This is a genomic window from Spirosoma luteolum (genome assembly GCF_054778875.1).
In genome coordinates this window covers 431,912-454,455 of the sequence record NZ_BAAGZE010000023.1, presented here as the reverse complement: position 1 = coordinate 454,455, position 22,544 = coordinate 431,912, and the positions used below count along the sequence as shown (strand labels likewise).

The following is a 22,544-nucleotide window of genomic DNA, read 5'->3' as shown; positions in this document are numbered from 1 at the left end:
AACCCAACACCTCATGCAAACACCCTTACTGACCGCAGCTGCACTGCTGGCCCTCCTGACGGCCTCGGCGCAACCCAGGCCGGCCCGTACCAAAGCCCCTTCGCCAACCCCCGTTGCCCGACCTGTACCGTTTGCCGTTGCGCCGGCCGAAGTCGAAGCACACATGCGTTTCCTGGCGGCCGATGAATTGATGGGCCGCCGAACCGGTGAGCCCGGCAACTGGACAGCCGCCCGCTACATTGCCGAGCAGTTTCGGCAGCTGGGCCTGAAACCGGCCGGCGACCGCGGGGATTTCTTCCAGCGCATCGAGCTCGAAAAAGTTGGCGCGGCCCGGTCGGCCACGATGCTGATGGGCAAAGACACGCTCAAACTGGGCAATCAGCTGGTCGTGATGGCCGGTGGGCCCACTACCGTATCGGGCGAGGTGGTATATGCCGGCTACGGTCTGACCGATGGCGACGATGGCTACAAGGGCCGCGACGTAAAAGGGCGCATTGTGGTGGTGCAGGGCGGTTCGCCGGACGCCAAACGCCCGAACGAAATTTTCCGGGCCTCCAACGAAAAGCGCAAGCTGGCGATGCAGAAAGGCGCGTCGGCCCTGCTCGAACTGTACAGCGAGTCCATTCCCTGGGGGTTTGTGAACCAGTATTTTAGCCGCGAGCAGATTACCGCGCCGGTAACGGCTACGGGATCGATGCCGCTGGCCCACCTCTGGATAAATAACGCCAACAATCAGTATAAAGCCCTCAAGGAGCCGGGTGCATCGGTATCGCTGCAAACCTCGGGGCGGTCGCGCGTGGCGGCTCCCTCGGCCAACGTAGCCGGACTGATCGAAGGCACCGACCCGACATTGAAAAACGAATATGTGATTCTGTCGGCGCACTTCGACCATATTGGCGTGGGCAAACAGGGCGGAAGCGCCTATCAGCCCGCCGACAGTATCTTCAACGGTGCCCGCGACAATGCCTTCGGTACCGTGTCGGTGCTGGCTGCGGCCAAGTCGCTGAGTCTGCAGCGGCCGAAGCGCTCGGTGCTGGTGCTGGCCCTGACGGGCGAGGAGGTTGGTCTGCTGGGGAGCAGCTACTATGCCGAACACCCGCTGGTACCCCTCAAACAAACTATTTTCGATTTGAATACCGATGGCGCGGGCTACAACGACACCACGCTGGTATCGGTAATTGGTCTGGAGCGAACCGGCGCCCGGGCCGAAATCGAAGCTGGTGCCAAAGCCGCCGGGCTGGGCGTATTTGCCGAACCAGCGCCCGAGCAGGGGTTGTTCGACCGGTCGGACAACGTAGCGTTTGCGGCCAAAGGCATTCCGGCCCCGACCTTCTCGCCCGGTTTCAAAACCTTCGATGAAGCGATCGGCAAATACTACCACCAGGCCATCGACAACCCGGAGTCGCTCGATTTTGGGTATGTATATCGGTTCTGCCAGGCCTACACCAACGCGGCCCGGCTGATTGCCAACCGGGCTACCCGACCGCAATGGTCGGCTGGCGACAAGTATGAAGCGGCCGGAAAGGCCTTGTATGGTCAATAAAAAACGGCGGGGGCGGGCCGTAGCGTCATCCCCCGCCGTCTGAAAAACTAATCGGACCGTCTCTTCGTTTAGACAGTATTAACGACACCCGATCATGCTCTTTAAATATCTGCTCATTGTTACGCTCATCATTCTGTTTGTGCCACCGGTACGCCGGTTTGTGTTCTACCTGCTGGTAGGTCGCCAGCTGGTCAATCAGCAGAAAGAAAAGCAGCGGACGGCCGATCGGCGTCGGGAAGGTGACGTAAGGGTCGACTCGCGCCCGGCCACCGGCGATGGCCGCTTCAAAGGCGGTGAATACGTCGATTACGAAGAAATCAAGTAATTACTGTTCGGCCCGGTATCGCACGGCCAGCCCCTTCATACTATAGCCATTTTCGGTCTGGCTGGTGTAGTAGCTGTAGCGGACGCCCACCAGCGCCGTAGCGCCCAGCTTTTTGGCCTGCATGGTCAGGCGGGCCAGCAGCAGTTCCTTTTCCTGCATATCAATGCCCCGTCCGGTTAGTTTTTTATCGGTACGCTGCTGCGCCGTCAGTGGCATATCGTTGTGTACTTCCATTTCCTCGATCGGCTCATAGGGTCGCTCAGGCCGCTGATTGTCGTAAAAGACATCGATCGGGTAACGGGGGGCATTATTCAGGTACACGATGGGCCGAAAACAGCCGCCCAGACCCAGAATCAGCAGCAGCAGGTAGCTATATTTCATACTGTGTCGGGTTGTGCAGGCAACGCGGCCAGTACCTCGGCCACGACCCGCGGATAATGCATGTGTTCGAGCGCCTGTACCTTACGGGCCACGTCGTCGGGCGTATCGGTGGCAACCACCGGGCAGGATGCCTGAAAAATGGGCGCCCCTTCATCATAGTGTTCGTTGACGAAATGAATCGTGATGCCCGACTCCGATTCGCCGGCGGCTACCACGGCTTCGTGGACAAAATGCCCATACATCCCCTTTCCGCCGAACCTGGGCAGCAGTGCCGGATGAATGTTGACGATACGGTCGGGGAAAGCCCGCACCAGATCGGCCGGCATGAGCCACATGAACCCTGCCAGTACAATCAGGTCGATCGACTGTTGCTGCAGGAGCTGCGTGATGCGGTCGGTGTTGTAGAAGGTCGTACGATCGAAAAGCAGCACCGGGATATGGTGGCGCCGGGCCCGTTCGATAACACCCGCTTTGGGATTGTTCGATAGAATCAGGTCGATCGATACATCGGCCGAGCCGGCAAAGTAGTCGGCGATTTTTTCGGCATTCGAGCCCGAACCAGAAGCAAAAAGAGCAATTCGTTTCAACGCGCAGGGAAAAGTAAGTAGTCAGGAAGACCGAATGGGCCAGACGCCGGACCCGCGTCAACACCCGGCATGGGCCGGGGCAACGCCCGGATGAGCCGGGGCAGTCGGGCGGCCTTCGGAACAGGAGCGGGGCTAAATTACAACTTTTGCCTATTTTTGTCGGTAGTCAACCCAATCCGATGCTGGCAACCCATCAACTTACGTTTGCATACGGTCCCTCCCGGCAGTTTGCTTTCCCCGACGTACACTGTGCCAACCGGGAAGCCCTGCTGATTCTGGGCCGGTCGGGTACGGGTAAAACTACCTTTCTGCATTTGCTGGCGTTACTGCTGACGCCCCGGACGGGGTCGGTGGTGATCGGACAAACCGATATCACCAAACTGAGCCCGGCTCAGACGGCGGCTTTTCGGGCGCAGCACCTGGGCATCATCTACCAGAAACCCCACTTTGTCAGCTCGCTGTCGGTACTCGACAACCTGCTGATGGCTAACTACCTGGCTGGAAAGCCGCAGGATAAACAGCGGGCGCGCGAGCTGGCCGGTCAGCTGGGCTTTGCCGATCAGCTCACCAAAAAAACAAATCAGCTCAGTCAGGGCGAGCAGCAGCGGGTGAGTATTGCCCGCGCCGTGATGAACCAGCCCGACGTGATTCTGGCCGACGAACCTACCTCCAGCCTCGACGACGAAAATACCGACCGGGTCATCAGTCTGCTTCGGCAGCAATCCGGCCAGATTGGGGCCAGTCTGATCGTAGTTACCCACGATCAGCGCCTTAAAGACGCTTTCGACAACCGTATCAACCTCTAGGCCCGTACCAGCTGGTACCGGCTCGGCCCCTTATGACCAAACCGATTCTGTTTTTGTGTTGCCTGCTACCGTTGCTGACGATGGGTCAGAACCGGAAGAAAAAGGATTACCTCGTAACGATCGCTACCGACTACGGCCCCATGAAACTGGTGCTGTATGACCAGACGCCGAAGCACAAGGAAAACTTTATCAAGCTGGTCGGTCAGAAGTTTTACGATGGCCTGCTGTTTCACCGCGTCATCGAGAAATTCATGATTCAGGGGGGCGACCCCGACTCGCGGGCCGCGAAACCGGGTGTTGCGCTGGGCAATGGCGATGTGGGTTATCGGGTACCCGCCGAGTTTGTGCCGACGCTGTTTCATAAAAAAGGCGCGCTGGCGGCCGCCCGCGACAACAACCCCGACAAAGCGTCGAGTGGTTGCCAGTTCTACGTGGTGCAGGGGCGGGTCTGGGATGCAGAAACGCTCAGCAAACAGATCGAGCGTATCAAGAGTATGAATGGCCATGTGCCAACCGATGCCCAGCAGCAGGTCTACAAAACACTCGGCGGTGCGCCCCACCTCGACGGTAACTACACCGTATTCGGCGAAGTGATCGACGGGCTGGCCGTAGTCGACAGTATTGCCCGGCAGCCGCGCGATCAGATGAACCGACCCACCCGCGACAGCCGTATGACGGTAACGGGCGAATGGGTACGCAAAAAGAAAATCACCAAACAGTACGGGTACACGTTCTGACCCAACACGCGGGTAACGGCCCGACAGCCCGCTCCGCAAAACACCACAGGTATGACCAAAAAACGAATTCTACTGACCGGATCGAACGGATTGCTGGGCCAGAAACTGGTGGGCCTGCTCACGCAGCAGCCGCACGTAGAACTGATTGCCACCGCCCGCGGAGATAACCGCCTGCCCGCTTCGGCCGATTACACTTACCGTTCCATGGACATTACCAACCGCGAGCAGGTGCTCGACGTGATTGGGGATGTGCGTCCGGATGTAGTTATCCACACGGCAGCCATGACCGATGTGGATAAGTGTGAATTGCAGAAAGACGACTGCTGGGCGCAGAACGTGGTCGCCACCGAATCGCTGGTGGACGCCTGCCGGGCTACCGACGCGTTTCTGGTACACGTATCGACCGACTTTATCTTCGACGGTACGGCCGGTCCCTACGATGAAACGGCCGAGGGCAACCCCATCAGCTTCTACGGCTGGAGCAAGCTGGCGGCCGAAATCATTGTGAAACAGTCGGGGCTGCGGTGGGCCATTGCCCGCACGGTGCTTGTCTACGGCATTGCCCACGACATGAGCCGGAGCAACATCATTCTGTGGGTGAAAAAGTCGCTCGAAGACGGCAAAAACATCAAGGTCGTGACCGACCAGTGGCGGAGCCCAACGCTGGCCGAAGACCTGGCCATGGGTTGTTTCCTGATTGCCGATCAGGGGGCCGAAGGGATCTTCAATATCTCGGGTAAGGAGGTGCTGACTCCCTACGATATGGCCATCAAGACGGCCGATTATTTTGGCCTCGACAAGTCGCTGATTGCGCAGGCCGATGCCTCTACGTTTACGCAGACGGCTCGCCGGCCGCCCCGCACCGGCTTCACACTCGACAAGTCGCGGGCCGTACTGGGCTATGACCCCCACTCGTTCGAAGAGGGTATTGCCGTGCTGGCTGGGCAGTTGAAGCAGCCCGCATGATCCTATCGCTGAAAGTAAAGCCCGGCAGTAAAGTCGATCTGTTTGCGATCGATGCTGCCGGGCAACTGACAGTGAAGCTAAAGGCGCCCGCGCAGGATGGCCGGGCCAACGCCTACCTGATCGACCTGCTGGCCAGCCGGCTGAGTTTGCCCAAATCGGCTATCCGGATCGTGTCGGGTTTTACCAATCCCCACAAACGGCTCGAAATCGACTGCGACGAGGACGTACTGATCGCTTTTCGCCAGTCGATAGCCAACCCATCGTAGTCCAGATACGGCGGTAGCAGTTGTCGCCGGCGCTGGTTTTACACCTGTTCTATTGATCGCGGCTGTCTAGAGGGCATCGACCGGCTCTTCGGAGCGGGCTGCCTGCCGGCGCGGAATGTAGTGGCGAAAGAAACTGCTGACTTTCATCTGCAGCACGCCAAACACCGCTTCTTTGAAAATCTTGGACGACATTTTCGACACGCCTTTGGTGCGATCGGTGAAAATGATGGGTACCTCGGCAATGCGGAAGCCGTATTTCCAGCACGTAAACTTCATTTCGATCTGGAAAGCATAACCCACGAACTTGATGGGGTTATGCAGAATCACTTCGAGTACATCGCGCCGATAGCAGACGAAGCCCGCCGTGGGATCCATAATCGACATGCCGGTGATGAACCGGACGTACACACCCGCAAAATACGACATCAGTACCCGCCCCATGGGCCAGTTCACCACGTTGACCCCCCGGATATAACGCGAGCCAACGGCCACATCGGCCCGGTGCCCATCGGGGCCGGGCTCGGCGCAGGCGTTGTAGAGGTTGATGAGGTCGTTGGGATTGTGCGAGAAGTCGGCATCCATCTCGAACAGGTACTGGTAGCCCCGCGAGAGCGCCCACTTGAAACCATCGATATAGGCGGTGCCGAGGCCCAGCTTACCCCGTCGCTCCAGCAAAAACAAGCGGGGATTGTACTCCTCCTGCAGGTCGCGCACCCGCTGGGCGGTGCCGTCGGGCGACCCGTCGTCGACAATGAGCACATCGAAGGAAACCGGTAAACTGAAAACCTTCCGGATAATGGCCTCGATGTTCTCAATTTCGTTGTAGGTGGGAATAACAACCAGACGTTCTTTCACGGGAGTGACGGATTGGCAAGCGAAGTATATAGGAAAATAACAGCAGCTGCTGCTTTTTCTATACAAAATACGCGTTAAAAATTGTTAATCAAAGGCTTAGCGGTCAGCTCGTTGGCCAGCCGACGTGCCTTGCCGATGCAGTCGGACAGCGACACCCCCCCGTACCAGTTGGCACACACGTGCAGCCGGTTATCGGTCAGGCCGTCAACCTGTTTCCGCACGGTGGCAATGCGCTGGTCGTACTGCGGAATGGCGCGCTCCCAACGGTAGATCGACTGCCAGACGGGGCCCGCTGCGCGAATACCGAAGCCACTGACCAGTTCCTGATGGACCCGCTGCCGTACCACCTCGTCGGGCTGCCGGGCCTGTTCAACGCCCTGCTGACCGCCCACAAAGGTCGTAAACAAAACCTCATCGTCGGGGCAGCGACCGGCAAATACCGAACTGCTCCAGATGTGGCCCGCCGAAAACTGCCCTTCCACCTTCGGGTTGAGGCCCCCGAACCCATCGAGCGGATGCTGCACGTCGGCCCGTTTATAAACCGAGTACACGCCCGTCATGGGCGGGTAGGCAACCGCCGACAGGGACTCGGCCAGTGCCGGCTGGTGAGGGGCCAGCAGGCGCGCGGCCGCGCCGGTGCCAACGGCCAGCACCAGCTCATCGACCTGCGTAGTGCCCGCGGCTGTAGTAACCTGCCAGCCACTGCCCCGCGGCTCGATGTGCGACACGGGCATTTGCAGCGACAGGTTGCGCAAACCGGCCGCCAGCGCATCGGGCAGCATCTGAACGCCATCCTGAAAGCTGAACGATTCGCGCCGGCCCGTTGCCGACTGGTTTTTGATGAGTCCGCGCAGTACCGAGCCGTATGTCTGCTCATACGCCAGCAAGCTCGGAAACGTTTCAGCTGCCAGCAGTTGCTCAGGGTCGCCGGCGTAGATACCGGCCACAAAAGGCCCCAGCGCATAATCGACGACTTCGGCCGAAAACCGGCGCCGGAAAAACTGCCCGAGCGTTTCGCCGGGGGGCGAGGTGGTTTTGTTGGTTAGTTCGCGCAGGGCAGCCAGCTTGGTCGACCAGCTGAAAAAGCCGCCAAACAGCAGCGATGGGGGGGAGCCGGGCAGCTGGCGATATCTTCCGTTGCGGTATATGTAGCGGGCTTTGCTGACGGGGTTACTCCTGACCAGGTGGGGCGTCAGGCCCAGGCTGTCGATCCAGCGCAGCAGGTCGGCATCGCCCAGCATGGAGTTGGGCCCCTCTTCGATCAGGTACGACTGTCCGTCGGGGCCGGTTCGCCGGCTGGAGCGGATGTAGCCGCCGGGGCGGTCGGTGGCTTCCCACAGCTGGTAGTCGATACCACGTTGCTGCAGCTCGTGGGCCAGGGTCAGGCCCGAGATGCCGGCGCCAATGATGCCAATGCTCATGATTGTCGGAGGGTGTCGGCCTGTCCGGTTTTTTTCTTCAGCTGGTCGACCACCGATTCGTAAATACGCTGCATCTCTTTCGGATGCGAGGAATAAAAAATGTAGCTCCGTGAATACGTCGCTGTGTCGACTTTCATCCGGCGGAAGAGCTGACCCTCAAGGTGTTTGTAGAGCGCCCGCGACGAGTCGCCGGAGGGGAGGGCAAAGCGATTAACCCGCGCTTCGATCAGATGAATCTCAGTCAGAATATTGGCCATGCGGTCTTCCGGAATCACGTCGTCGGGCCGTTTGTCTTCCGGGGCTTCGCAGGCCAGCAGCATGACCAGGCTGAGCAGCAGCCAGCCGTAGCGGGCGGTTTGGGTGAGCAGGAGTCTGTACATGGAATTTAACCTTAGTTTTGTAAGCCAATCCCGGCGGGCAAAGTTCGGGTTCACCAGTTAAAAAAGCCTAACGTCAGATGCTGATCGATGAGTTTCTGGCCCGGATCCGAAACTTCGACATTCAGATTCGTAAAGCGGTCAATTCGCAGATGCGCGGCTCGTTTCGGTCGGTATTCAAAGGTACGGGGCTGGAGTTCAGCGACCTGCGTACCTACCAGTACGGCGACGACGTGCGGGCTATCGACTGGAACGTGTCGTCGAAGGGCCACGGTACGTTTGTCAAGGTGTTTCGGGAGGAGAAAGACCAGACCGTCTTTTTTGTGGTCGATGTGAGCGCATCGCAGCAGGTGGGCCCGCGCGGACGGGTGAAACTCGACGCCACGCGCGACGTGTGTGGCGTGCTGGCCATGTCGGCCATCCGCGAGGCCAGCCATGTGGGGCTCTACTGTTTCTCCGATCAGAAGGAGTGCTACATCAAGCCGTCGAGCAGCATGAAAACGGGCTATCAGCTGATTCTGAGTCTGTTTAAGCTCCAGCCCCAGTCGACCCGCACCAACCTGGCCGATGCGCTGCTGTTTACGCTGAACAACCTCAAGCGCCGGAGCGTGGTCATTCTGCTATCTGACTTTATCGATACCGGCTACGAGCACAACCTGAAAGCGCTGGCCCGCAAACACGACCTGGTGGTGGTTCATCTCTACGATCAGCGGGAAGTAAATCTGCCCCGGCTCGGCATCGTACCCGTTCACGACACCGAAACGGGGCGGGTCAGCTGGGTCAACACCTCGTCGGTGCTGTTCCGTACCCGCCTGCGCGACTCGTTCCGACGGAGCCAGCAGGCGCTGGAGCGGCTGTGCCGGCAATACAATGCCAATTACCTGGCGCTCGATTCGCAGGAGGACTTTGTGCCGAAGCTGGTCGAGCTGTTCCGGATTCGTAAATACCAGTAAATGCAGCGGCTGATTCGATGGTTTCCGGGCGTACTCCTGTGCCTGCTCAGTTTGAGCGGGGCCGGGCAGCCGCGTCCGGCCGGGCTGCCGGTGGGGCAGTTTCTGACCGATACCATCGAAATCGGTCGCCCGTTTCAGTACAGCCTGACCTACCGGCACGACCCCAAAGTAGATGTGCTGTTTCCCGATACCAGTCAGCATTTTCGGCCCTTTCGGGTCACCGACCTGACCGTAACGCCCACGCTGACGACCGGCAACCTGAGCCGCGACAGCGCCGTGTACACCCTCGTTTCGTTTTCGGTCGATTCGCTGCAGTGGCTGGGCGTACCCGTCCGGCTGGTCAATGCGACCGACTGTACGGCGCTGCTGGCCACACCCGACACGGTGTTTCTGCGTTCGCGCTTACAAACGGCCGGCGCTGCCTCGACAGCCCCCCGCGCCCTGTCGACGGCCACGCAGCTGGCCCCGTTGCAGCAGCAGTTCAACTACCCCCGCCTGGCTACGGCGGTGCTGCTGCTGAGCCTGGTGGTGGGTATCGTGCTGGTGTTTTTCGGCCGGGCTCTGCAGCGCCAGTGGCGACTGTTCCGACTGAGCCGGCGGCATAGCCGCTACCTGGCCGAACACGATCGGCTGGCGTCGCTGCTCAACAGCGAGACGGTAGCCGAAACGGCCAACCAGCTGATTGTAGCCTGGAAAGCGTATATGGAACAGCTGGAAGGGCAGAGTTATGCCGCCCTGACAACCTCCGAAATTGCCGATCGCACGGGCGACGACCGCGTGGCCGATGCCCTGCGCACCGCCGACCGCATGATCTACGGCGGGGCTTTTTCGCTTGAGTCGGCGGCTTCGCTGCGCGTGCTGCGCGATGTGGCCGAACAAACGTATCTGCGCCGACGCCAACAGATTCGGTTACACGATCAGCCGCTGGCGCCCAACGCGCCCGCCGAAACCAACCCGACGCTATGATGGATGCCTGGTTTTCATTGCGCTGGTTTAGCCCGTCGGTCTGGCAGCAGTTTCGGTTTGCCTACCCGCTGGCGCTCTACTTCATACCAATTACACCGGTACTGATGCTGCTCCGGCAATACCTGTACCGCAGTACCCGGCAGCAGCTTGTCTTGTCGGGTAGTAATGGCCGCGACGCCGATCTGACCTACAACTCGTTTCTCCAGCGGCTGGTGGGGGGGCTGCGGTACCTGTTGCCCCTGTCGATGGTGCTGGCGGTAAGTCTATTACTAGTGGCACTGGCCCGGCCGCAGCTGGTGCGGGAAAAACGCGAAGAACAGGCGCAGGGTATCGACATTATGCTGGCCATGGACGTATCGGCGTCGATGACCGAAACCGACTTGCCCCCCAACCGGCTGGTAGTGGCCCGGCGGCTGGCCCAGCGCTTTATCCGGGGGCGCCAGAACGATCGGATTGGGCTGGTGGTGTTTGCCGGCGAAGCGTTTTCGCTGTGCCCCCTCACGACCGATTATACCCTGCTCAATGAATACCTGAGCGGGCTGAATGATCGCATGATCCGCACGTCCGGCACGGCCATCGGCGATGCGCTGGCGCGCTGTATCAACCGGATGCGCGACCCCGACGGGCTTCCGGTCGACTCCCTCCACCCAGCGCCCGAGCGCAGCCGCGTGGTCATTTTGCTGAGCGATGGCGACAACACGGCGGGCAACCTCGACCCCGTTACGGCCGCCCGACTGGCCCGTGCCTTTGGTATTCGTATCTACTCGATTGCCGTGGGTCGCCCACCCGTGCAGCAGGCCGGGGCCTCAACAACGGTCGATGAGGGTATTCTGAAGACCATTGCCAGCCTGGGCGGGGGGAGCTTTTTCCGGGCGGCCGATGCCCGGCGGCTCGAAGCGGTGTTCCGGCAGATCGACCGGCTGGAGAAATCGCCGGTTCGGGTTCGGGTATACGAAGACGTCCGCGACTACTACCGGGTCTATCTCTACTGGGGTGTCCTGTTTCTGCTGGTCGTGATGGGCCTGAAAGTCACCATTTTTGGCAATGTACTTGAAGATTAACCGATGCTGAAATCCTGTTACGCGGCCAACACCATCGAAGCTGGTCTCGACGAGGTGGGGCGGGGATGCCTGGCCGGGCCAGTCGTCGCGGCCGCGGTAATACTCCCGCCCGACTATACCCACCCCGTACTGAACGATTCGAAGCAGCTGACGCGCCGGCAGCGCGACCGGGTCCGGCTCGACATCGAGCGGGATGCCCTCAACTGGGCCATCGCCGAGGTGTCGTCCGCCGACATCGACCGCATCAATATTCTGAAGGCTTCGTTTCTGGCCATGCACCGGGCGGTCGATCAGTTGCTGGCCCGCCCCAATCAGCCCCACCCGGCCCATCTGCTGGTGGATGGCAACCGGTTTGTGCCGTTTCCGATGATTCCGCATACCTGCATTATCAAGGGCGACGCGCATTACCTGTCTATCGCAGCTGCATCGGTACTGGCCAAGACGTATCGGGATGAACTGATGGAGCAGCTGGGCGTCGAGTTCCCGGCCTACGGCTGGGCGCAGAACGCGGGCTATCCCACCCCGCTCCACCGCGAGGCCATCCGGCAGTTTGGTCCCACCCAACATCACCGCATGAGTTTCCGGTTTTAAGGCCGTATTCAGTTTACAGGGCTCGGTTTAAGAACCGACATTCGTAATTTAAGCCGCCGGTACCGGCAACGAACGGCCAGCACCACGGCAAACAGAATACTGTAGGCTGAAAATTTACCCGTCTAAACAGACAATCAACACGATGGACGAATTTATGGAAGAGGCTATCCGGCAGGCCCGGAAAAGCCGCGCCGAGGGGGGTATCCCGATTGGCTCCGCACTGGTAAAGCAGGGAAAACTAGTGGCCTCGGGCCACAACAAGCGTGTTCAGGAAGACAATCCTATTCTGCACGGCGAAATGGACTGCCTCAACAATGCCGGGCGGGTGGGCTCGTTTCGTGATACGGTTATTTACTCCACCCTGATGCCCTGCTATATGTGTGCCGGAACCATTGTGCAGTTTAAAATTCCGAAAGTGATCGTAGGCGAGTCGCGGACGTTTCCGGGCGCGCGGGCCTTCATGGAATCACATGGCGTTGAGGTCATTGATCTCGATTTGCCCGAGTGTGTAATCATGATGAATGAATTTATTGCCGAAAAACCGACACTTTGGCACGAAGATATCGGTGAATTATAAGGTTACGATACCATGAGAGACCCGGTCGCTTCTGGTAATCTGCCGGCGACCGGGTAGGGCTCAACAGGAGCCACTGTCTGTCGACTGGTGGGTATACAGCCGTAACGGACAAACCCATTGCGATTTACTCGACACACGGTATGCCTCTTCGGAGCCCTTTTTCTACTTTCCTCCACCTCCTCCGCCCAGCGCGCCAGCCTCTTTCGCGATGGCATTGGAACATGGCAACTCAACGTAGGGCTGGGCACTACGCACTATGCCGGTGACCTGTCGGTGATGGGGAACTACCGGCGCATGGCTATGGGCGCGACCATCGATGTCGCCGTGGCCCACCGGCTGTCGACCCGGTTGAGTCTACGGGCCGAAGCGCAGCTGTATTACCTCCGGGGCAGCCACCGCAATACGCGCAACTATTACAAGAACCTGTCGTTCTACAGTATCAATCCCGACCTCTGGGCGGGGGTGCAGGTCGATTTGTGGCCCATCGACGACCCAAACCGGTCGCGGATTCCCTACGGTTTTGTGGGCCTGGGCGTTACCTACATGACGCCCCGCGCGATCTACCAGGGCCACAGCTACAGCCTGGCCCCGCTGCATACCGAAGGCGTCGCCTATAACCGGCTGGCCCCCCTGCTGCGCTATGGCGTTGGCCTGCCCATCTGGACCGGCGCCCGGATGCGGGTCATGGCCGAGGCTGCCTACACCCACGTGGGCAGCGATTACCTCGACGATGTCAGTACGATGTATCCGGCCGAAACGCCGGCCAATCCGCTGGCAGCAGCCCTCAGCGACCGACGCACCGAAATCGGGCTGAGCCCCCAGCGCAACAGCAACAACCGGGGCAATCCGGGTCGCAAAGACGGGTATATGACCCTGACGGGTCGGCTGGTTTATGTGCTCGACACCCCCCTGCTGCGTACCAACCGCCGGTGGCGCCGGGGTTAGGGTTTTGGGGTCTTTTCGCTTATTTTTGAGCCCAAACCCGGGCCCCCGCGCCACATCCGAATGAGTCCTTCGACGTTTATCAACGCCCTTCAAACCGAACTCAACCATACGTCATACGGGCAGCAGCCAGCCGAACTTTACGAACCGATCCGCTACATCATGGGCCTCGGTGGCAAACGAATGCGCCCCCTCATGACGCTCATGGCGGCCTACCTCTTTACCGACGACTGGCAGAAAGCCGTGCGGCCGGCGCTCGCCATCGAAGTGTTTCACAACTTCACGCTTATGCACGATGATATCATGGACCAGGCACCCCTGCGCCGGGGCCAGCCTACGGTGCATGAGAAATGGAATCCTAACACCGCGATTCTGTCGGGTGATGTAATGCTGGTCAATGCCTTTGAGCTGCTGCTTGGTATCGACCCCGAGAAACTACCGCGTGCCATGACCCGCTTTAGCCGCACGGCGGCCGAAGTGTGCGAGGGCCAGCAGTTCGATATGAATTTTGAAACCCGCTGGGACGTTACGGAAGCCGAATACATCGACATGATTCGGCTCAAAACGTCGGTTCTGCTGGGTCTGGCGCTCGAACTGGGGGGGCTGGTGGCCGGCGTCGACCAAGCCACGAGCGGCCTCCTCTACGAAACCGGCGTCAACATCGGCATCGGGTTTCAGCTGAAAGACGATTTGCTCGATGTGTATGGCGACCCGGCCAAGTTTGGTAAACAGGTGGGGGGCGATATTCTGGCCAACAAAAAAACATTTCTGCTGATCGAAGCCCTTGATCTGGCGACGGGGCCGGTTCGCGACGAACTGACCGACTGGCTCCGGCGCACCGATTTCGACCGCGACGAGAAAGTACGGGCCGTTACGGCCATCTACGATCAGCTGGGCATCCGGCAGCGTACCGAAGACCAGATCGATGCGTACTTTGCGCGGGGCTTCGCCAGTTTCGACCGGGTAGCCGCCGACCCAGCCCGTAAGGCTATCCTGATCGAGTTCACCAAACAGTTGATCGAGCGCGAAAGCTAACGCTCAGCATCGGTACCGATATCTCCATCCGCATGAGCACCATCCTGATTATTATTGCCGTTACCGTTATCATCAGCCTGCTGGCCTGGAACAATCCGGCCCTGATGGATCGCTGGATCATGAATCCGTACCGGGTCAGCAGCCGGGGCGAGTATTACCGCCTGCTGACCTCGGGCTTTCTGCACGCCGACTGGGGGCATCTGTTTTTCAATATGCTCAGCCTGTATTTTTTCGGTGGGCCGATCGAGCAGGTGTTCTACGCCCTGTTTGGGCAAACGGGACCGCTGTACCTGATCGGGTTCTACGTGGCGGGTATCATCGTGTCGGATATACCGAGCTTCCTGAAGCACCGCAACGATCCCGGCTATAACTCGCTGGGAGCATCGGGGGGCGTTTCGTCGGTGCTGTTTGCCGCCATTCTGTTCTACCCGCTCACCAAAATTTACATGTACTTCATCCCCATCGGTATCCCGGGCTTTATTTTCGGGGGGCTGTACCTGGCTTATTCGTACTACGAGTCGAAGCAGAACCGGGGACGGGTCAACCACGATGCCCATTTCTACGGTGCCCTGTTCGGTATTCTGTTCATGATTGCGGTGTATCCGCCGGTGGTGGGCGACTTTTTCGGGCAGATTGCTAACTGGCGCCTGTTCTGATTGGCCTGACCTGCCGCCATGTCGCTGCTGAACCAACCCTATCCATTCGAAGACCGACTGCGCTACCAGCTGGGGCGGGCCGCGCTGATCGGCTTATTTGTGGGGCTTTTTCTGCTGGCCTTTCAGCCATTTGGCATTAGCCACTGGCAAACGGCCGGCAAGGCGGTTAAAGTGATGGGGTTTGGGCTGGTCACGTTCGTGGTAACCAGCCTTGTCTTTGTGGGCATGCCCCGCCTGTGGCCGGGTCAGTTCACAGACCGGCGCTGGACGGTAGGGCGCGAAATCCTGCTGATTACGGTCAACGTGCTGCTCATTGCGGTGGCCAACCGATTTTACCTCGAAACGTTGCTCCGGCTCGATGGGTACCCAACGTCGGGTATGAGCTGGCTATCTACCGTGCTCATTACGGCGCTGGTGGGTGTATTCCCGGTAACGGGAACGGTACTGCTGAGTTATATCGGCCGGCTGAAAAAATATAGCCAGGCAGCCGCGACCCTGGCCGTGCCGACGCATGGGCCGATCACGACGGGCACACCGACAAACGACCCGGCTGGCTCCCCGGTACCCAACGACCTGCCAGCAAGGCTGACGCTCGTGGCCGATAACGGGAAAGATCAGGTCGACATGGTGCCCACTGACTTGCTGGCGGTCGAGTCGAGCGATAACTACTGCACTGTCCTGTTCGATCGGCAGGGGCAACTGGGGCGGATGTTGCTGCGCAGTAGCCTGAGTCGGCTGCAGGGGCAGATCGACGCACAGCGTTTGCCCGACAACCGACAGCCCTATGTACGGTGCCACCGGTCCTACGTGGTCAACCTCGACCGGGTTGAGCGGGTTACGGGCAATGCGCAGGGCTATAAGCTGCACCTGCTCGATAGCCAGCTGGTGGTGCCGGTGTCGCGCCAGTACAACGACACGCTGGTGGCCGATCTGAAACGGTTGTAATTGGCCCCTCCCGTTTGTCCCAACCACCGCCGGGGCCTGCCAAACGCCCCAAACTGTGCCGTTTGCCCCTTTGAACTGGACCAGGTCTCCAATACGCCCTACGTTTGCTGCTGTCAATCGCAACCGAAACAGTTATGCAAACCCTCGTCCTGCTCACCACCATCATTCACGTATTGGCCGGTACCCTTGCCCTGCTTGTCGGGTTGGTGGCCATGTTCGCCAAAAAAGGCGCCCGCCTGCACAATGGCAGCGGTATCGTTTACGTCTGGTGTATGATTATCGTGGCCATTACGGCGCTGATGCTGTGTGGCCTGCAGCCATTCAAGATGCTGCGTCTTTTCCTGACCGGCATTGCCGTGTTTAGCTTTTACCTGTGCATGACGGGCTGGCGGTCGACCAGGCAGAAGAAAACGGGGCCGGTGCTGGCCGATCAGGTGCTCAGCTACGTAACGCTGGCGGTCAGTCTGGCCATGATTGGCTTCGGCGCTTACCTGACCATTCGCAACGGGGTTACGTTCTTCCCGATCGTGTTTCTGTTCTTCGGCTTTCTGACCCTGTCGTTTGCCCGGCGCGACGTAGCTGGCTTTGGCCGCACGCCCGAAAAAATGCACTGGTTCTATACGCACATTGCCCGCATGGGTGGCTCCTATATTGCCACGTTCACCGCTTTCCTGGTCAACAACATGTATCGGATGCTGCCCGCCAGCGCCCCCGACTGGGTACAGACCGCAGGCTGGATTGCACCCTCGCTGGTTGGGGGGCTGCTGATTGCGCGCACCATCAGTGGATACCGGCAAAAGACCGGACCGCGGTCAGATGCCCGGCCGGCGGTTGCCTAGCGGCTGAGCAACTGTTTCACTACGGGCAGGGCTTTATCGGCCCACTGCCTCATCTGCGCGCCGGAGTAGTGCAGCCCATCGCTGGCAAACTGGCCTGTATTGCCGGCTGCCTGCCGGGTGATGGGCGTAATGTCGACGAAGGCCACGCCCGCCTGCCGGCACTCGTCGGCCGCAATGGCATTGAAGGCGTCGATATCGCTGCCGATCTGCCGCGTGTCGCGGCCCTGCGCGTAGGGCGACTGGCCCCAGTCCGGAATCGAGAGAACCACCACCCGGCCAGCCTTACCGCCGGCAAACTGAATGGCGGTTTGCAGCAGCGCCCGAAACTCCGTTCGGTACGTGCTCTGCGACTGGTTGCGGTACTGGTTGTTGACCCCGACCAGGAGCGATACAAGCCCGTAAGTTTTGGTATTGTTGGCGACCCGGATGGCATCCTGCAGCTCGCCAGTGGTCCAGCCGGTGCGGGCAATAATGTCGGGGTCGCCCACGTCGAGGCCCGACTGCCGCAGCATACCGGCCAGCTGAACGGGCCAGCGGTTGGCGGCTGTTTCGCTTTCGCCAATGGTGTACGAATCGCCGAGGGCCAGGTACGAAACGGCCGACTGGGGGGCGCTGGGGTTGGTAATCATAACAGAACTGGTCATGACGGGCTGGCGGCAGGCCAGGAGCAACAAAATCAGCAGGAACGGGGATAAAAACGAAAAACGCATAGCGAATATAAAGGCCAATGGCTGTATAAACGAACCAACCCGACCGCTGGATGTAAGGCAGTGGCCGGGTTGATTTGTTAGCCGCACACGAGCGGCCGGTTAGCTTTCCTGTTCGAGCAGAAACGCTTTAATGAACGGGTCGATGTCGCCATCGAGCACCGCATCGGTGTTGGAGGTCTGGTGGCCGGTGCGGTGGTCTTTCACGCGCCGGTCGTCGAGCACATACGACCGGATCTGCGAGCCCCACTCGATTTTCTGCTTGCCGGCTTCAACCTCGGCCCGGGCCGCGTTGCGCTTCTGCACTTCGATCTCGTAGAGTTTCGACTTCAGCAGTCGGATGGCCACTTCTTTGTTTTGCAGCTGGCTGCGTTCCTGCTGGCACTCGATGATCAGGCCCGAGGGTTTGTGCCGCAGCCGCACGGCCGTCTCGACCTTGTTGACGTTCTGGCCACCGGCACCACCTGACCGGAAGGTATCCCAGTCGATATCGGCCGGGTTGACTTCGATGTTGATGGTGTCGTCGACGAGCGGGTAGGCAAATACCGACGCGAACGAGGTATGCCGCCGGGCGTTGGAATCGAAGGGCGAAATGCGCACCAGCCGGTGCACACCATTTTCTGATTTCAGAAACCCGTAGGCCAGCGGCCCGTCGACCTCGATCGTCGCCGACTTGATACCAGCCGTGTCGCCCTCCTGGTAATCGACCTGCTTCAGTCCGTAGCCGTGCTTTTCGGCCCAGCGCATATACATACGATAGAGCATATCGGCCCAGTCCTGACTTTCGGTGCCGCCGGCGCCGGCGTTGATTTCGAGTACGGCACTGAGCTGGTCTTCCTCATTGCCGAGCATTTTCTTCAGCTCCAGCTCATCGAGGGTTTCCGTGACCCGGCGTCCTTCGGCATCGACCTCCTCTTCGGTCACCTCACCGGCTTCGTAGAATTCGAAGAGCGTTTCGAGATCGCCAAACTGCGTATTGAGCTTTTCGTAGCTGCTGGTCCAGCCTTTCAGCCCCCGTACCTGCTTCATGACGCCCTCGGCGCGGGCCGCATCGGTCCAGAACTCGGGCTGGAACGTCTGCTGTTCGAGCTCGGCTAGCTGTTCTTTCTTGTTATCGTAGTCAAAGATACCCCCTCAGGGCCTCTACTCTGGCCCTCAAGTCGGTCAACTGATCAGTTGTCATGAACTTGTCGTCTGTGGTTGGTGAACAGCCGAGGCCTGCACAGTGGGTGCCGGCTTCGTGCGTATAGTCTGACAAAGATAGAACAAAAGCAGCGCGGCCTATGGTTTCCGGAAGCCGCATGATAACGGTCGATCCCGATTTGGGGTAAGCCGGTGCGAATCAACTTTTCGGCCTACCTTTGCGTTCTCTGAGTAAGGTTGATTCGTTTAGTTTTCATCATATAGTTTCATTCACGTAATGGCTTCACAGTACGACGTAATTGTTGTGGGTAGCGGGCCGGGCGGCTATGTAGCCGCCATCCGGGCGTCGCAGTTGGGTATGAAAACGGCCGTTATCGAGCGCGAAAGCCTCGGCGGCATTTGCCTCAACTGGGGCTGCATTCCCACCAAAGCCCTGCTCAAGTCAGCCCAGGTCTTTGAATACATCAAGCATTCGGCCGATTACGGCATCACGGTGTCCGGCGAAAAAACAGCCGACTTCGGCGCCGTGGTAAAGCGGAGCCGCGGTGTAGCCGACAGCATGAGCAAAGGGGTTCAGTTTCTGATGAAGAAAAACAAGATCGATGTCATTAGTGGCAACGGTGTAGTGAAACCCGGTAAAAAAGTCGACGTGACCGATAAAGACGGTAAGGTTACCGAATACGAAGCCAAGCATATCATCATTGCGACGGGTGGCCGGGCGCGGCAGCTGCCGGCCGTTCCCATCGATGGCGAAAAGGTGATCGAATACCGTAAGGCCATGACGCTCGAAAAACGGCCCGACACGATGCTCGTGATCGGCTCGGGCGCCATCGGCGTTGAGTTTGCCTATGTCTACGCCAGCATGGGTACCAAAGTGACCATCATTGAGTTTCTGCCCAACGTGGTGCCGGTCGAAGACGAGGATATCTCGAAAGAACTGGCCAAGCAGTACAAGAAAATGGGTATCGACATCTTCACCAAGTCGGAGGTGACGAAGGTCGATACGGGCGGTAAAGGCTGTAAGGTATTTGTGAAAACGCCCGACGGCGAGAAAACCTTCGAGGTCGACGTCGTTCTGTCGGCAGCGGGTGTGGTAGCCAACATCGAGAACATCGGCCTTGAAGCAGTAGGTATCGCCACCGACCGGGGCAAGATCGTGACCGACGATTTCTACCGTACGGGTGTCGAAGGCTACTACGCCATTGGCGACGTAACGAAAGGGCAGGCGCTGGCGCACGTAGCCTCGGCCGAAGCCATTATCTGTATCGAAAAAATTGCCGGGCTGCCCCACGTGGAGCCGCTCAACTACAACAACATTCCCGGCTGTACCTACTGCACGCCCGAAATCGCGTCGGTTGGCTACACCGAAAAAGCCGCCCGTGAAGCCGGTTACGAGCTCAAGGTAGGTAAGTTTCCGTTCACGGCCTCGGGTAAGGCCAAAGCGGCCGGTGCGCCCGAAGGCTTTGTGAAAGTGATCTTCGACGCCAAATACGGTGAATTCCTGGGAGCCCACTTCATCGGTACCAACGTTACTGAGATGATTGCCGAAGTGGTAGCCGCCCGCAAGCTCGAAACCACCGGCGAAGAGATCCTGAAAACCGTGCACCCGCACCCAACCATGTCGGAAGCCATCAAAGACGCGACCGAAGCGGCCTACGGCGAAGCAATACACCTGTAATGGTTTGTCGTTTGTGGTTTGTCGTTGGGTCACTGCCATAAAAACCACGAACGGCAAACGACAAACTGAAAAGCCCCTGCCCCGCGATTTTTGCGTTGGGCAGGGGCTCTTTTTTCGCGTAATTTTGTTATCCGGGCAGGCCGCGTCACCGCCTGTTAACTTCCTGCGCCCTTACCTGTATGCTTAACGTTATTCAACTGCTGCCTGATTCGATTGCCAACCAGATTGCGGCTGGCGAGGTGGTTCAGCGACCGGCATCGGTCGTGAAAGAGTTGCTCGAAAACTCGGTTGATGCGAAGGCCAAATCGATACAGGTCATTATTCGGGATGCCGGGCGTACCCTGCTTCAGATTATCGACGATGGGGCGGGCATGACCGAAACGGACGCCCGCATGAGCTTCGAACGGCACGCCACGTCGAAAATACGCAGTTCCGACGATCTGTTCCGGATCAAAACGATGGGATTTCGGGGTGAGGCCCTGGCGTCGATTGCCGCCGTGGCGCAGGTTGAGATGCGCACCCGCCGGGCCGACGAGGAACTGGGTACGCTGATCCGGATCGAAGGGTCGGATCTGAAAGCGCAGGAATCGGTATCGTGCCTGCCGGGCACGAATCTGCTGGTCAAGAACCTCTTTTTCAATGTACCGGCCCGGCGCAACTTCCTGAAATCAAATTCGGTGGAGATGCGCCATATCATCGACGAGTTTCAGCGGGTGGCGCTGGCGAATCCGGAAGTAGGGTTCTCCCTGTTTCATAACGACCAGGAACTGTATAACCTGCCCGCCGGTAAGCTGAGCCGCCGAATCATCGACATGTTTGGCAAGAGCTACCGGGAGCAGCTCAATCAGTGCGAAGAACAAACCCCGTATGTGACGGTACGGGGTTACATCGGTAAGCCCGAGTCGGCCAAGAAAGCCCGCAACGAGCAGTTTTTCTTTGTCAACAATCGCTTCATCAAGCACAACTACCTGCACCATGCCGTTGTGGGGGCCTACGAGGGTACGCTGCCCGAAGGCAGTCACCCGTTCTACGTCCTGTTTATCGATATCGACCCGGCCCACATCGATATCAACATCCACCCCACCAAAACCGAAATCAAGTTCGACGATGAGCGGTCGGTCTATGCCATTATGATGGCTGCCGTTCGGAAAGCGGTGGGGGTCTATAACCTGGCGCCTTCGCTCGACTTTGAATCCGACGTCAACTTCCTGTCGGGGGGGCGGAGCAGCCTGGCACAGGCCGTATCGCAGGCGGCTCAGGATGTGCCCCGGCCCATTTCGCCCAGCTGGGCGGGCGCAACGCCCGCCAGTTCAGCGCCGGCTTCTACACCGCCCCCCCGGGCCGAGCGGCCCTCACTGCGCAACGAGTCGCTCAACAAGGCGGCCGGCGGCAGTTTCGACGTGCCCAAAAAGCCATCGGTCAACAACTGGCAGGCGCTTTTCGAAGGGGTAGCCGATAAACCTGCCGAGGCCGAAACACCACCGCCAGCCCCCGTGGGCGACTGGCTCGGACCAGCCCGGGCTACCCCCGCTCCCGCAGCCGATGAGCCCATCCGGATTGGCAGCCGCGTCAACCAGCGCGATGAGTCGACGGCCCCCGATGTGGTGGAGGATGAAAATATCGTGCAGATTCAAAACCGCTACCTGCTGGCAACGGTTAAATCGGGGATGATGCTGATCGATCAGCGCCGGGCCTATGAACGGATTCTGTACGATCAGTTTTATACGGCGCTGACCAAGCGCAACGGCGCGTCGCAGCAACTGCTGTTTCCCAAAACAGTGACGCTTACGCCCGTCGATTTTCAGCTGGCCATCGACCTGCGTGAGGAACTGGTAAACCTGGGGTTCCAGTTCGACGAACTGGGGCAAAATACGTTTGTGGTCCGCGGCATTCCAACGCTGACCATGGGCGAAAATGAAGAAGAATTGTTTGCCAATCTGCTGGCGCAGCTCCGCGAAGATACCGGCCGGCTCAAACTCGACCGGGTTGAATCGATGGCGCGGTCGCTGGCCCGGCGGGCTTCGCAGCGGCACGTGTCGCGCCTGAGCCTGACCGAACGGCGGGCTCTGGTCGATCAGCTGTTTGCGTCAGCTAATCCAAGTTATACGCCCTCCGGCGAACCCGTTATGACGGTTTTGTCGTTGGATAAAATTGCCGGGCTTCTGCGCTAGCGCATGGCCTGAAATA

25 protein-coding genes are annotated in these 22,544 nt (G+C 59.2%); 18 read left to right on the top strand and 7 right to left on the bottom strand.

From position 1 onward, the window contains the following. The first annotated feature begins 13 nt into the window (after positions 1-13). Both ACYVAC_RS22185 and ACYVAC_RS22180 read left to right on the top strand, forming a co-directional pair. On the top strand, positions 14-1,543 hold the full coding sequence (locus ACYVAC_RS22185; RefSeq protein ID WP_461100011.1) for a M28 family peptidase: 1,530 nt from the start codon (positions 14-16) through the stop codon (positions 1,541-1,543). A 94-nt stretch (positions 1,544-1,637) separates the two neighbouring features. After that, entirely contained in the window at positions 1,638-1,868 is a 231-nt protein-coding gene (locus ACYVAC_RS22180; protein WP_461100010.1) for a DUF4834 domain-containing protein, read from the top strand. Here ACYVAC_RS22180 and ACYVAC_RS22175 read toward each other — a convergent pair whose 3' ends face one another. Next, the gene (locus tag ACYVAC_RS22175; protein WP_461100009.1) at positions 1,869-2,249 is read right to left on the bottom strand and encodes a hypothetical protein; all 381 of its coding nucleotides are present in this window, start codon (positions 2,247-2,249) and stop codon (positions 1,869-1,871) included. Continuing rightward, the gene (gene purN / locus ACYVAC_RS22170; RefSeq protein WP_461100008.1) at positions 2,246-2,836 is read right to left on the bottom strand and encodes a phosphoribosylglycinamide formyltransferase; all 591 of its coding nucleotides are present in this window, start codon (positions 2,834-2,836) and stop codon (positions 2,246-2,248) included. Before purN ends, ACYVAC_RS22175 begins: the two co-directional genes overlap by 4 nt. 179 nt (positions 2,837-3,015) lie before the next feature. Here purN and ACYVAC_RS22165 point away from each other — a divergent pair, with 179 nt between their 5' ends. Genes ACYVAC_RS22165 through ACYVAC_RS22150 form a run of 4 tightly spaced genes read left to right on the top strand, consistent with a single transcriptional unit; the run spans position 3,016 to position 5,611 of the window. Beyond that, a complete protein-coding gene (locus ACYVAC_RS22165) occupies positions 3,016-3,642 on the top strand; it encodes an ABC transporter ATP-binding protein (RefSeq protein ID WP_461100007.1) in 627 nt (208 codons plus the stop codon). A 32-nt stretch (positions 3,643-3,674) separates the two neighbouring features. Next, on the top strand, positions 3,675-4,379 hold the full coding sequence (locus tag ACYVAC_RS22160) for a peptidylprolyl isomerase (protein WP_461100006.1): 705 nt from the start codon (positions 3,675-3,677) through the stop codon (positions 4,377-4,379). A gap of 51 nt (positions 4,380-4,430) precedes the next feature. Then, positions 4,431-5,345, top strand: a complete 915-nt coding sequence (locus ACYVAC_RS22155) for an SDR family oxidoreductase (protein WP_461100005.1) — start codon at positions 4,431-4,433, stop codon at positions 5,343-5,345. After that, entirely contained in the window at positions 5,342-5,611 is a 270-nt protein-coding gene (locus ACYVAC_RS22150) for a DUF167 domain-containing protein (protein WP_461100004.1), read from the top strand. Before ACYVAC_RS22155 ends, ACYVAC_RS22150 begins: the two co-directional genes overlap by 4 nt. A 66-nt stretch (positions 5,612-5,677) precedes the next feature. Here ACYVAC_RS22150 and ACYVAC_RS22145 read toward each other — a convergent pair whose 3' ends face one another. The 3 genes from ACYVAC_RS22145 to ACYVAC_RS22135 all read right to left on the bottom strand — a co-directional run bounded on the left by ACYVAC_RS22145 (position 5,678) and on the right by ACYVAC_RS22135 (position 8,267). Beyond that, on the bottom strand, positions 5,678-6,466 hold the full coding sequence (locus ACYVAC_RS22145; RefSeq protein WP_461100003.1) for a polyprenol monophosphomannose synthase: 789 nt from the start codon (positions 6,464-6,466) through the stop codon (positions 5,678-5,680). 74 nt (positions 6,467-6,540) lie between these two features. Continuing rightward, the gene (hemG, locus tag ACYVAC_RS22140) at positions 6,541-7,887 is read right to left on the bottom strand and encodes a protoporphyrinogen oxidase (protein WP_461100002.1); all 1,347 of its coding nucleotides are present in this window, start codon (positions 7,885-7,887) and stop codon (positions 6,541-6,543) included. Beyond that, the gene (locus ACYVAC_RS22135; protein WP_461100001.1) at positions 7,884-8,267 is read right to left on the bottom strand and encodes a DUF4296 domain-containing protein; all 384 of its coding nucleotides are present in this window, start codon (positions 8,265-8,267) and stop codon (positions 7,884-7,886) included. The genes hemG and ACYVAC_RS22135 overlap by 4 nt, the downstream gene beginning before the upstream one ends. Positions 8,268-8,350: 83 nt before the next feature. On the opposite strand from ACYVAC_RS22135, the gene ACYVAC_RS22130 reads away from it, so the two are divergent. The 10 genes from ACYVAC_RS22130 (at position 8,351) to ACYVAC_RS22085 (ending at position 16,829) form a co-directional block, all read left to right on the top strand. Next, complete coding sequence (locus ACYVAC_RS22130) at positions 8,351-9,217, top strand: DUF58 domain-containing protein (protein WP_461100185.1); 867 nt, start codon at positions 8,351-8,353, stop codon at positions 9,215-9,217. After that, positions 9,218-10,183 (top strand): hypothetical protein, encoded by a 966-nt coding sequence (locus ACYVAC_RS22125; protein WP_461100000.1) that lies wholly within the window; start codon positions 9,218-9,220, stop codon positions 10,181-10,183. It begins immediately after the preceding gene. Further along, entirely contained in the window at positions 10,183-11,244 is a 1,062-nt protein-coding gene (locus ACYVAC_RS22120) for a VWA domain-containing protein (protein ID WP_461100184.1), read from the top strand. The genes ACYVAC_RS22125 and ACYVAC_RS22120 overlap by 1 nt, the downstream gene beginning before the upstream one ends. A 3-nt stretch (positions 11,245-11,247) precedes the next feature. Then, positions 11,248-11,835: a ribonuclease HII gene (locus ACYVAC_RS22115; RefSeq protein ID WP_461099999.1), complete on the top strand. Its 588-nt coding sequence runs from the start codon at positions 11,248-11,250 to the stop codon at positions 11,833-11,835. 142 nt (positions 11,836-11,977) lie between these two features. Then, positions 11,978-12,412: a nucleoside deaminase gene (locus tag ACYVAC_RS22110; protein WP_461099998.1), complete on the top strand. Its 435-nt coding sequence runs from the start codon at positions 11,978-11,980 to the stop codon at positions 12,410-12,412. A gap of 117 nt (positions 12,413-12,529) precedes the next feature. Beyond that, positions 12,530-13,357, top strand: coding sequence for a hypothetical protein (locus ACYVAC_RS22105; RefSeq protein WP_461099997.1), 828 nt, complete (start codon positions 12,530-12,532; stop codon positions 13,355-13,357). Between the two features lie 60 nt (positions 13,358-13,417). Beyond that, entirely contained in the window at positions 13,418-14,389 is a 972-nt protein-coding gene (locus ACYVAC_RS22100; RefSeq protein WP_461099996.1) for a polyprenyl synthetase family protein, read from the top strand. A 32-nt stretch (positions 14,390-14,421) separates the two neighbouring features. Beyond that, positions 14,422-15,045, top strand: coding sequence for a rhomboid family intramembrane serine protease (locus ACYVAC_RS22095; protein ID WP_461099995.1), 624 nt, complete (start codon positions 14,422-14,424; stop codon positions 15,043-15,045). Between the two features lie 18 nt (positions 15,046-15,063). Continuing rightward, complete coding sequence (locus tag ACYVAC_RS22090; protein ID WP_461099994.1) at positions 15,064-15,990, top strand: LytTR family DNA-binding domain-containing protein; 927 nt, start codon at positions 15,064-15,066, stop codon at positions 15,988-15,990. A gap of 134 nt (positions 15,991-16,124) precedes the next feature. After that, positions 16,125-16,829, top strand: a complete 705-nt coding sequence (locus tag ACYVAC_RS22085; protein ID WP_461099993.1) for a DUF2306 domain-containing protein — start codon at positions 16,125-16,127, stop codon at positions 16,827-16,829. Here ACYVAC_RS22085 and ACYVAC_RS22080 read toward each other — a convergent pair. Continuing rightward, complete coding sequence (locus ACYVAC_RS22080) at positions 16,826-17,539, bottom strand: SGNH/GDSL hydrolase family protein (protein ID WP_461099992.1); 714 nt, start codon at positions 17,537-17,539, stop codon at positions 16,826-16,828. The genes ACYVAC_RS22085 and ACYVAC_RS22080 overlap by 4 nt on opposite strands. A 99-nt stretch (positions 17,540-17,638) precedes the next feature. Beyond that, a protein-coding gene (gene prfB, locus ACYVAC_RS22075; RefSeq protein WP_461099991.1) for a peptide chain release factor 2 occupies positions 17,639-18,719 on the bottom strand; the annotation gives its coding sequence in 2 pieces (ribosomal slippage) (positions 17,639-18,658 and positions 18,660-18,719; 1,080 coding nt in all). Between the two features lie 237 nt (positions 18,720-18,956). Here prfB and lpdA point away from each other — a divergent pair. Continuing rightward, positions 18,957-20,357 (top strand): dihydrolipoyl dehydrogenase, encoded by a 1,401-nt coding sequence (gene lpdA, locus ACYVAC_RS22070; RefSeq protein ID WP_461099990.1) that lies wholly within the window; start codon positions 18,957-18,959, stop codon positions 20,355-20,357. A 179-nt stretch (positions 20,358-20,536) separates the two neighbouring features. Further along, a complete protein-coding gene (gene mutL / locus ACYVAC_RS22065; RefSeq protein WP_461099989.1) occupies positions 20,537-22,528 on the top strand; it encodes a DNA mismatch repair endonuclease MutL in 1,992 nt (663 codons plus the stop codon). The last annotated feature ends 16 nt before the right edge of the window (positions 22,529-22,544 follow it).

Coding starts and splice junctions, on each gene's coding strand:
- ACYVAC_RS22135 (WP_461100001.1), bottom strand. CDS start 8,267: ATGTACAGACTCCTGCTCACCCAAACCGCCCGCTACGGCTGGCTGCTG.
- ACYVAC_RS22155 (WP_461100005.1), top strand. CDS start 4,431: ATGACCAAAAAACGAATTCTACTGACCGGATCGAACGGATTGCTGGGC.
- mutL (WP_461099989.1), top strand. CDS start 20,537: ATGCTTAACGTTATTCAACTGCTGCCTGATTCGATTGCCAACCAGATT.
- ACYVAC_RS22090 (WP_461099994.1), top strand. CDS start 15,064: ATGTCGCTGCTGAACCAACCCTATCCATTCGAAGACCGACTGCGCTAC.
- ACYVAC_RS22160 (WP_461100006.1), top strand. CDS start 3,675: ATGACCAAACCGATTCTGTTTTTGTGTTGCCTGCTACCGTTGCTGACG.
- ACYVAC_RS22150 (WP_461100004.1), top strand. CDS start 5,342: ATGATCCTATCGCTGAAAGTAAAGCCCGGCAGTAAAGTCGATCTGTTT.
- ACYVAC_RS22110 (WP_461099998.1), top strand. CDS start 11,978: ATGGACGAATTTATGGAAGAGGCTATCCGGCAGGCCCGGAAAAGCCGC.
- ACYVAC_RS22115 (WP_461099999.1), top strand. CDS start 11,248: ATGCTGAAATCCTGTTACGCGGCCAACACCATCGAAGCTGGTCTCGAC.
- ACYVAC_RS22085 (WP_461099993.1), top strand. CDS start 16,125: ATGCAAACCCTCGTCCTGCTCACCACCATCATTCACGTATTGGCCGGT.
- ACYVAC_RS22185 (WP_461100011.1), top strand. CDS start 14: ATGCAAACACCCTTACTGACCGCAGCTGCACTGCTGGCCCTCCTGACG.
- ACYVAC_RS22080 (WP_461099992.1), bottom strand. CDS start 17,539: ATGCGTTTTTCGTTTTTATCCCCGTTCCTGCTGATTTTGTTGCTCCTG.
- lpdA (WP_461099990.1), top strand. CDS start 18,957: ATGGCTTCACAGTACGACGTAATTGTTGTGGGTAGCGGGCCGGGCGGC.
- ACYVAC_RS22165 (WP_461100007.1), top strand. CDS start 3,016: ATGCTGGCAACCCATCAACTTACGTTTGCATACGGTCCCTCCCGGCAG.
- ACYVAC_RS22180 (WP_461100010.1), top strand. CDS start 1,638: ATGCTCTTTAAATATCTGCTCATTGTTACGCTCATCATTCTGTTTGTG.
- ACYVAC_RS22100 (WP_461099996.1), top strand. CDS start 13,418: ATGAGTCCTTCGACGTTTATCAACGCCCTTCAAACCGAACTCAACCAT.
- ACYVAC_RS22175 (WP_461100009.1), bottom strand. CDS start 2,249: ATGAAATATAGCTACCTGCTGCTGCTGATTCTGGGTCTGGGCGGCTGT.
- hemG (WP_461100002.1), bottom strand. CDS start 7,887: ATGAGCATTGGCATCATTGGCGCCGGCATCTCGGGCCTGACCCTGGCC.
- ACYVAC_RS22095 (WP_461099995.1), top strand. CDS start 14,422: ATGAGCACCATCCTGATTATTATTGCCGTTACCGTTATCATCAGCCTG.
- ACYVAC_RS22120 (WP_461100184.1), top strand. CDS start 10,183: ATGGATGCCTGGTTTTCATTGCGCTGGTTTAGCCCGTCGGTCTGGCAG.
- ACYVAC_RS22125 (WP_461100000.1), top strand. CDS start 9,218: ATGCAGCGGCTGATTCGATGGTTTCCGGGCGTACTCCTGTGCCTGCTC.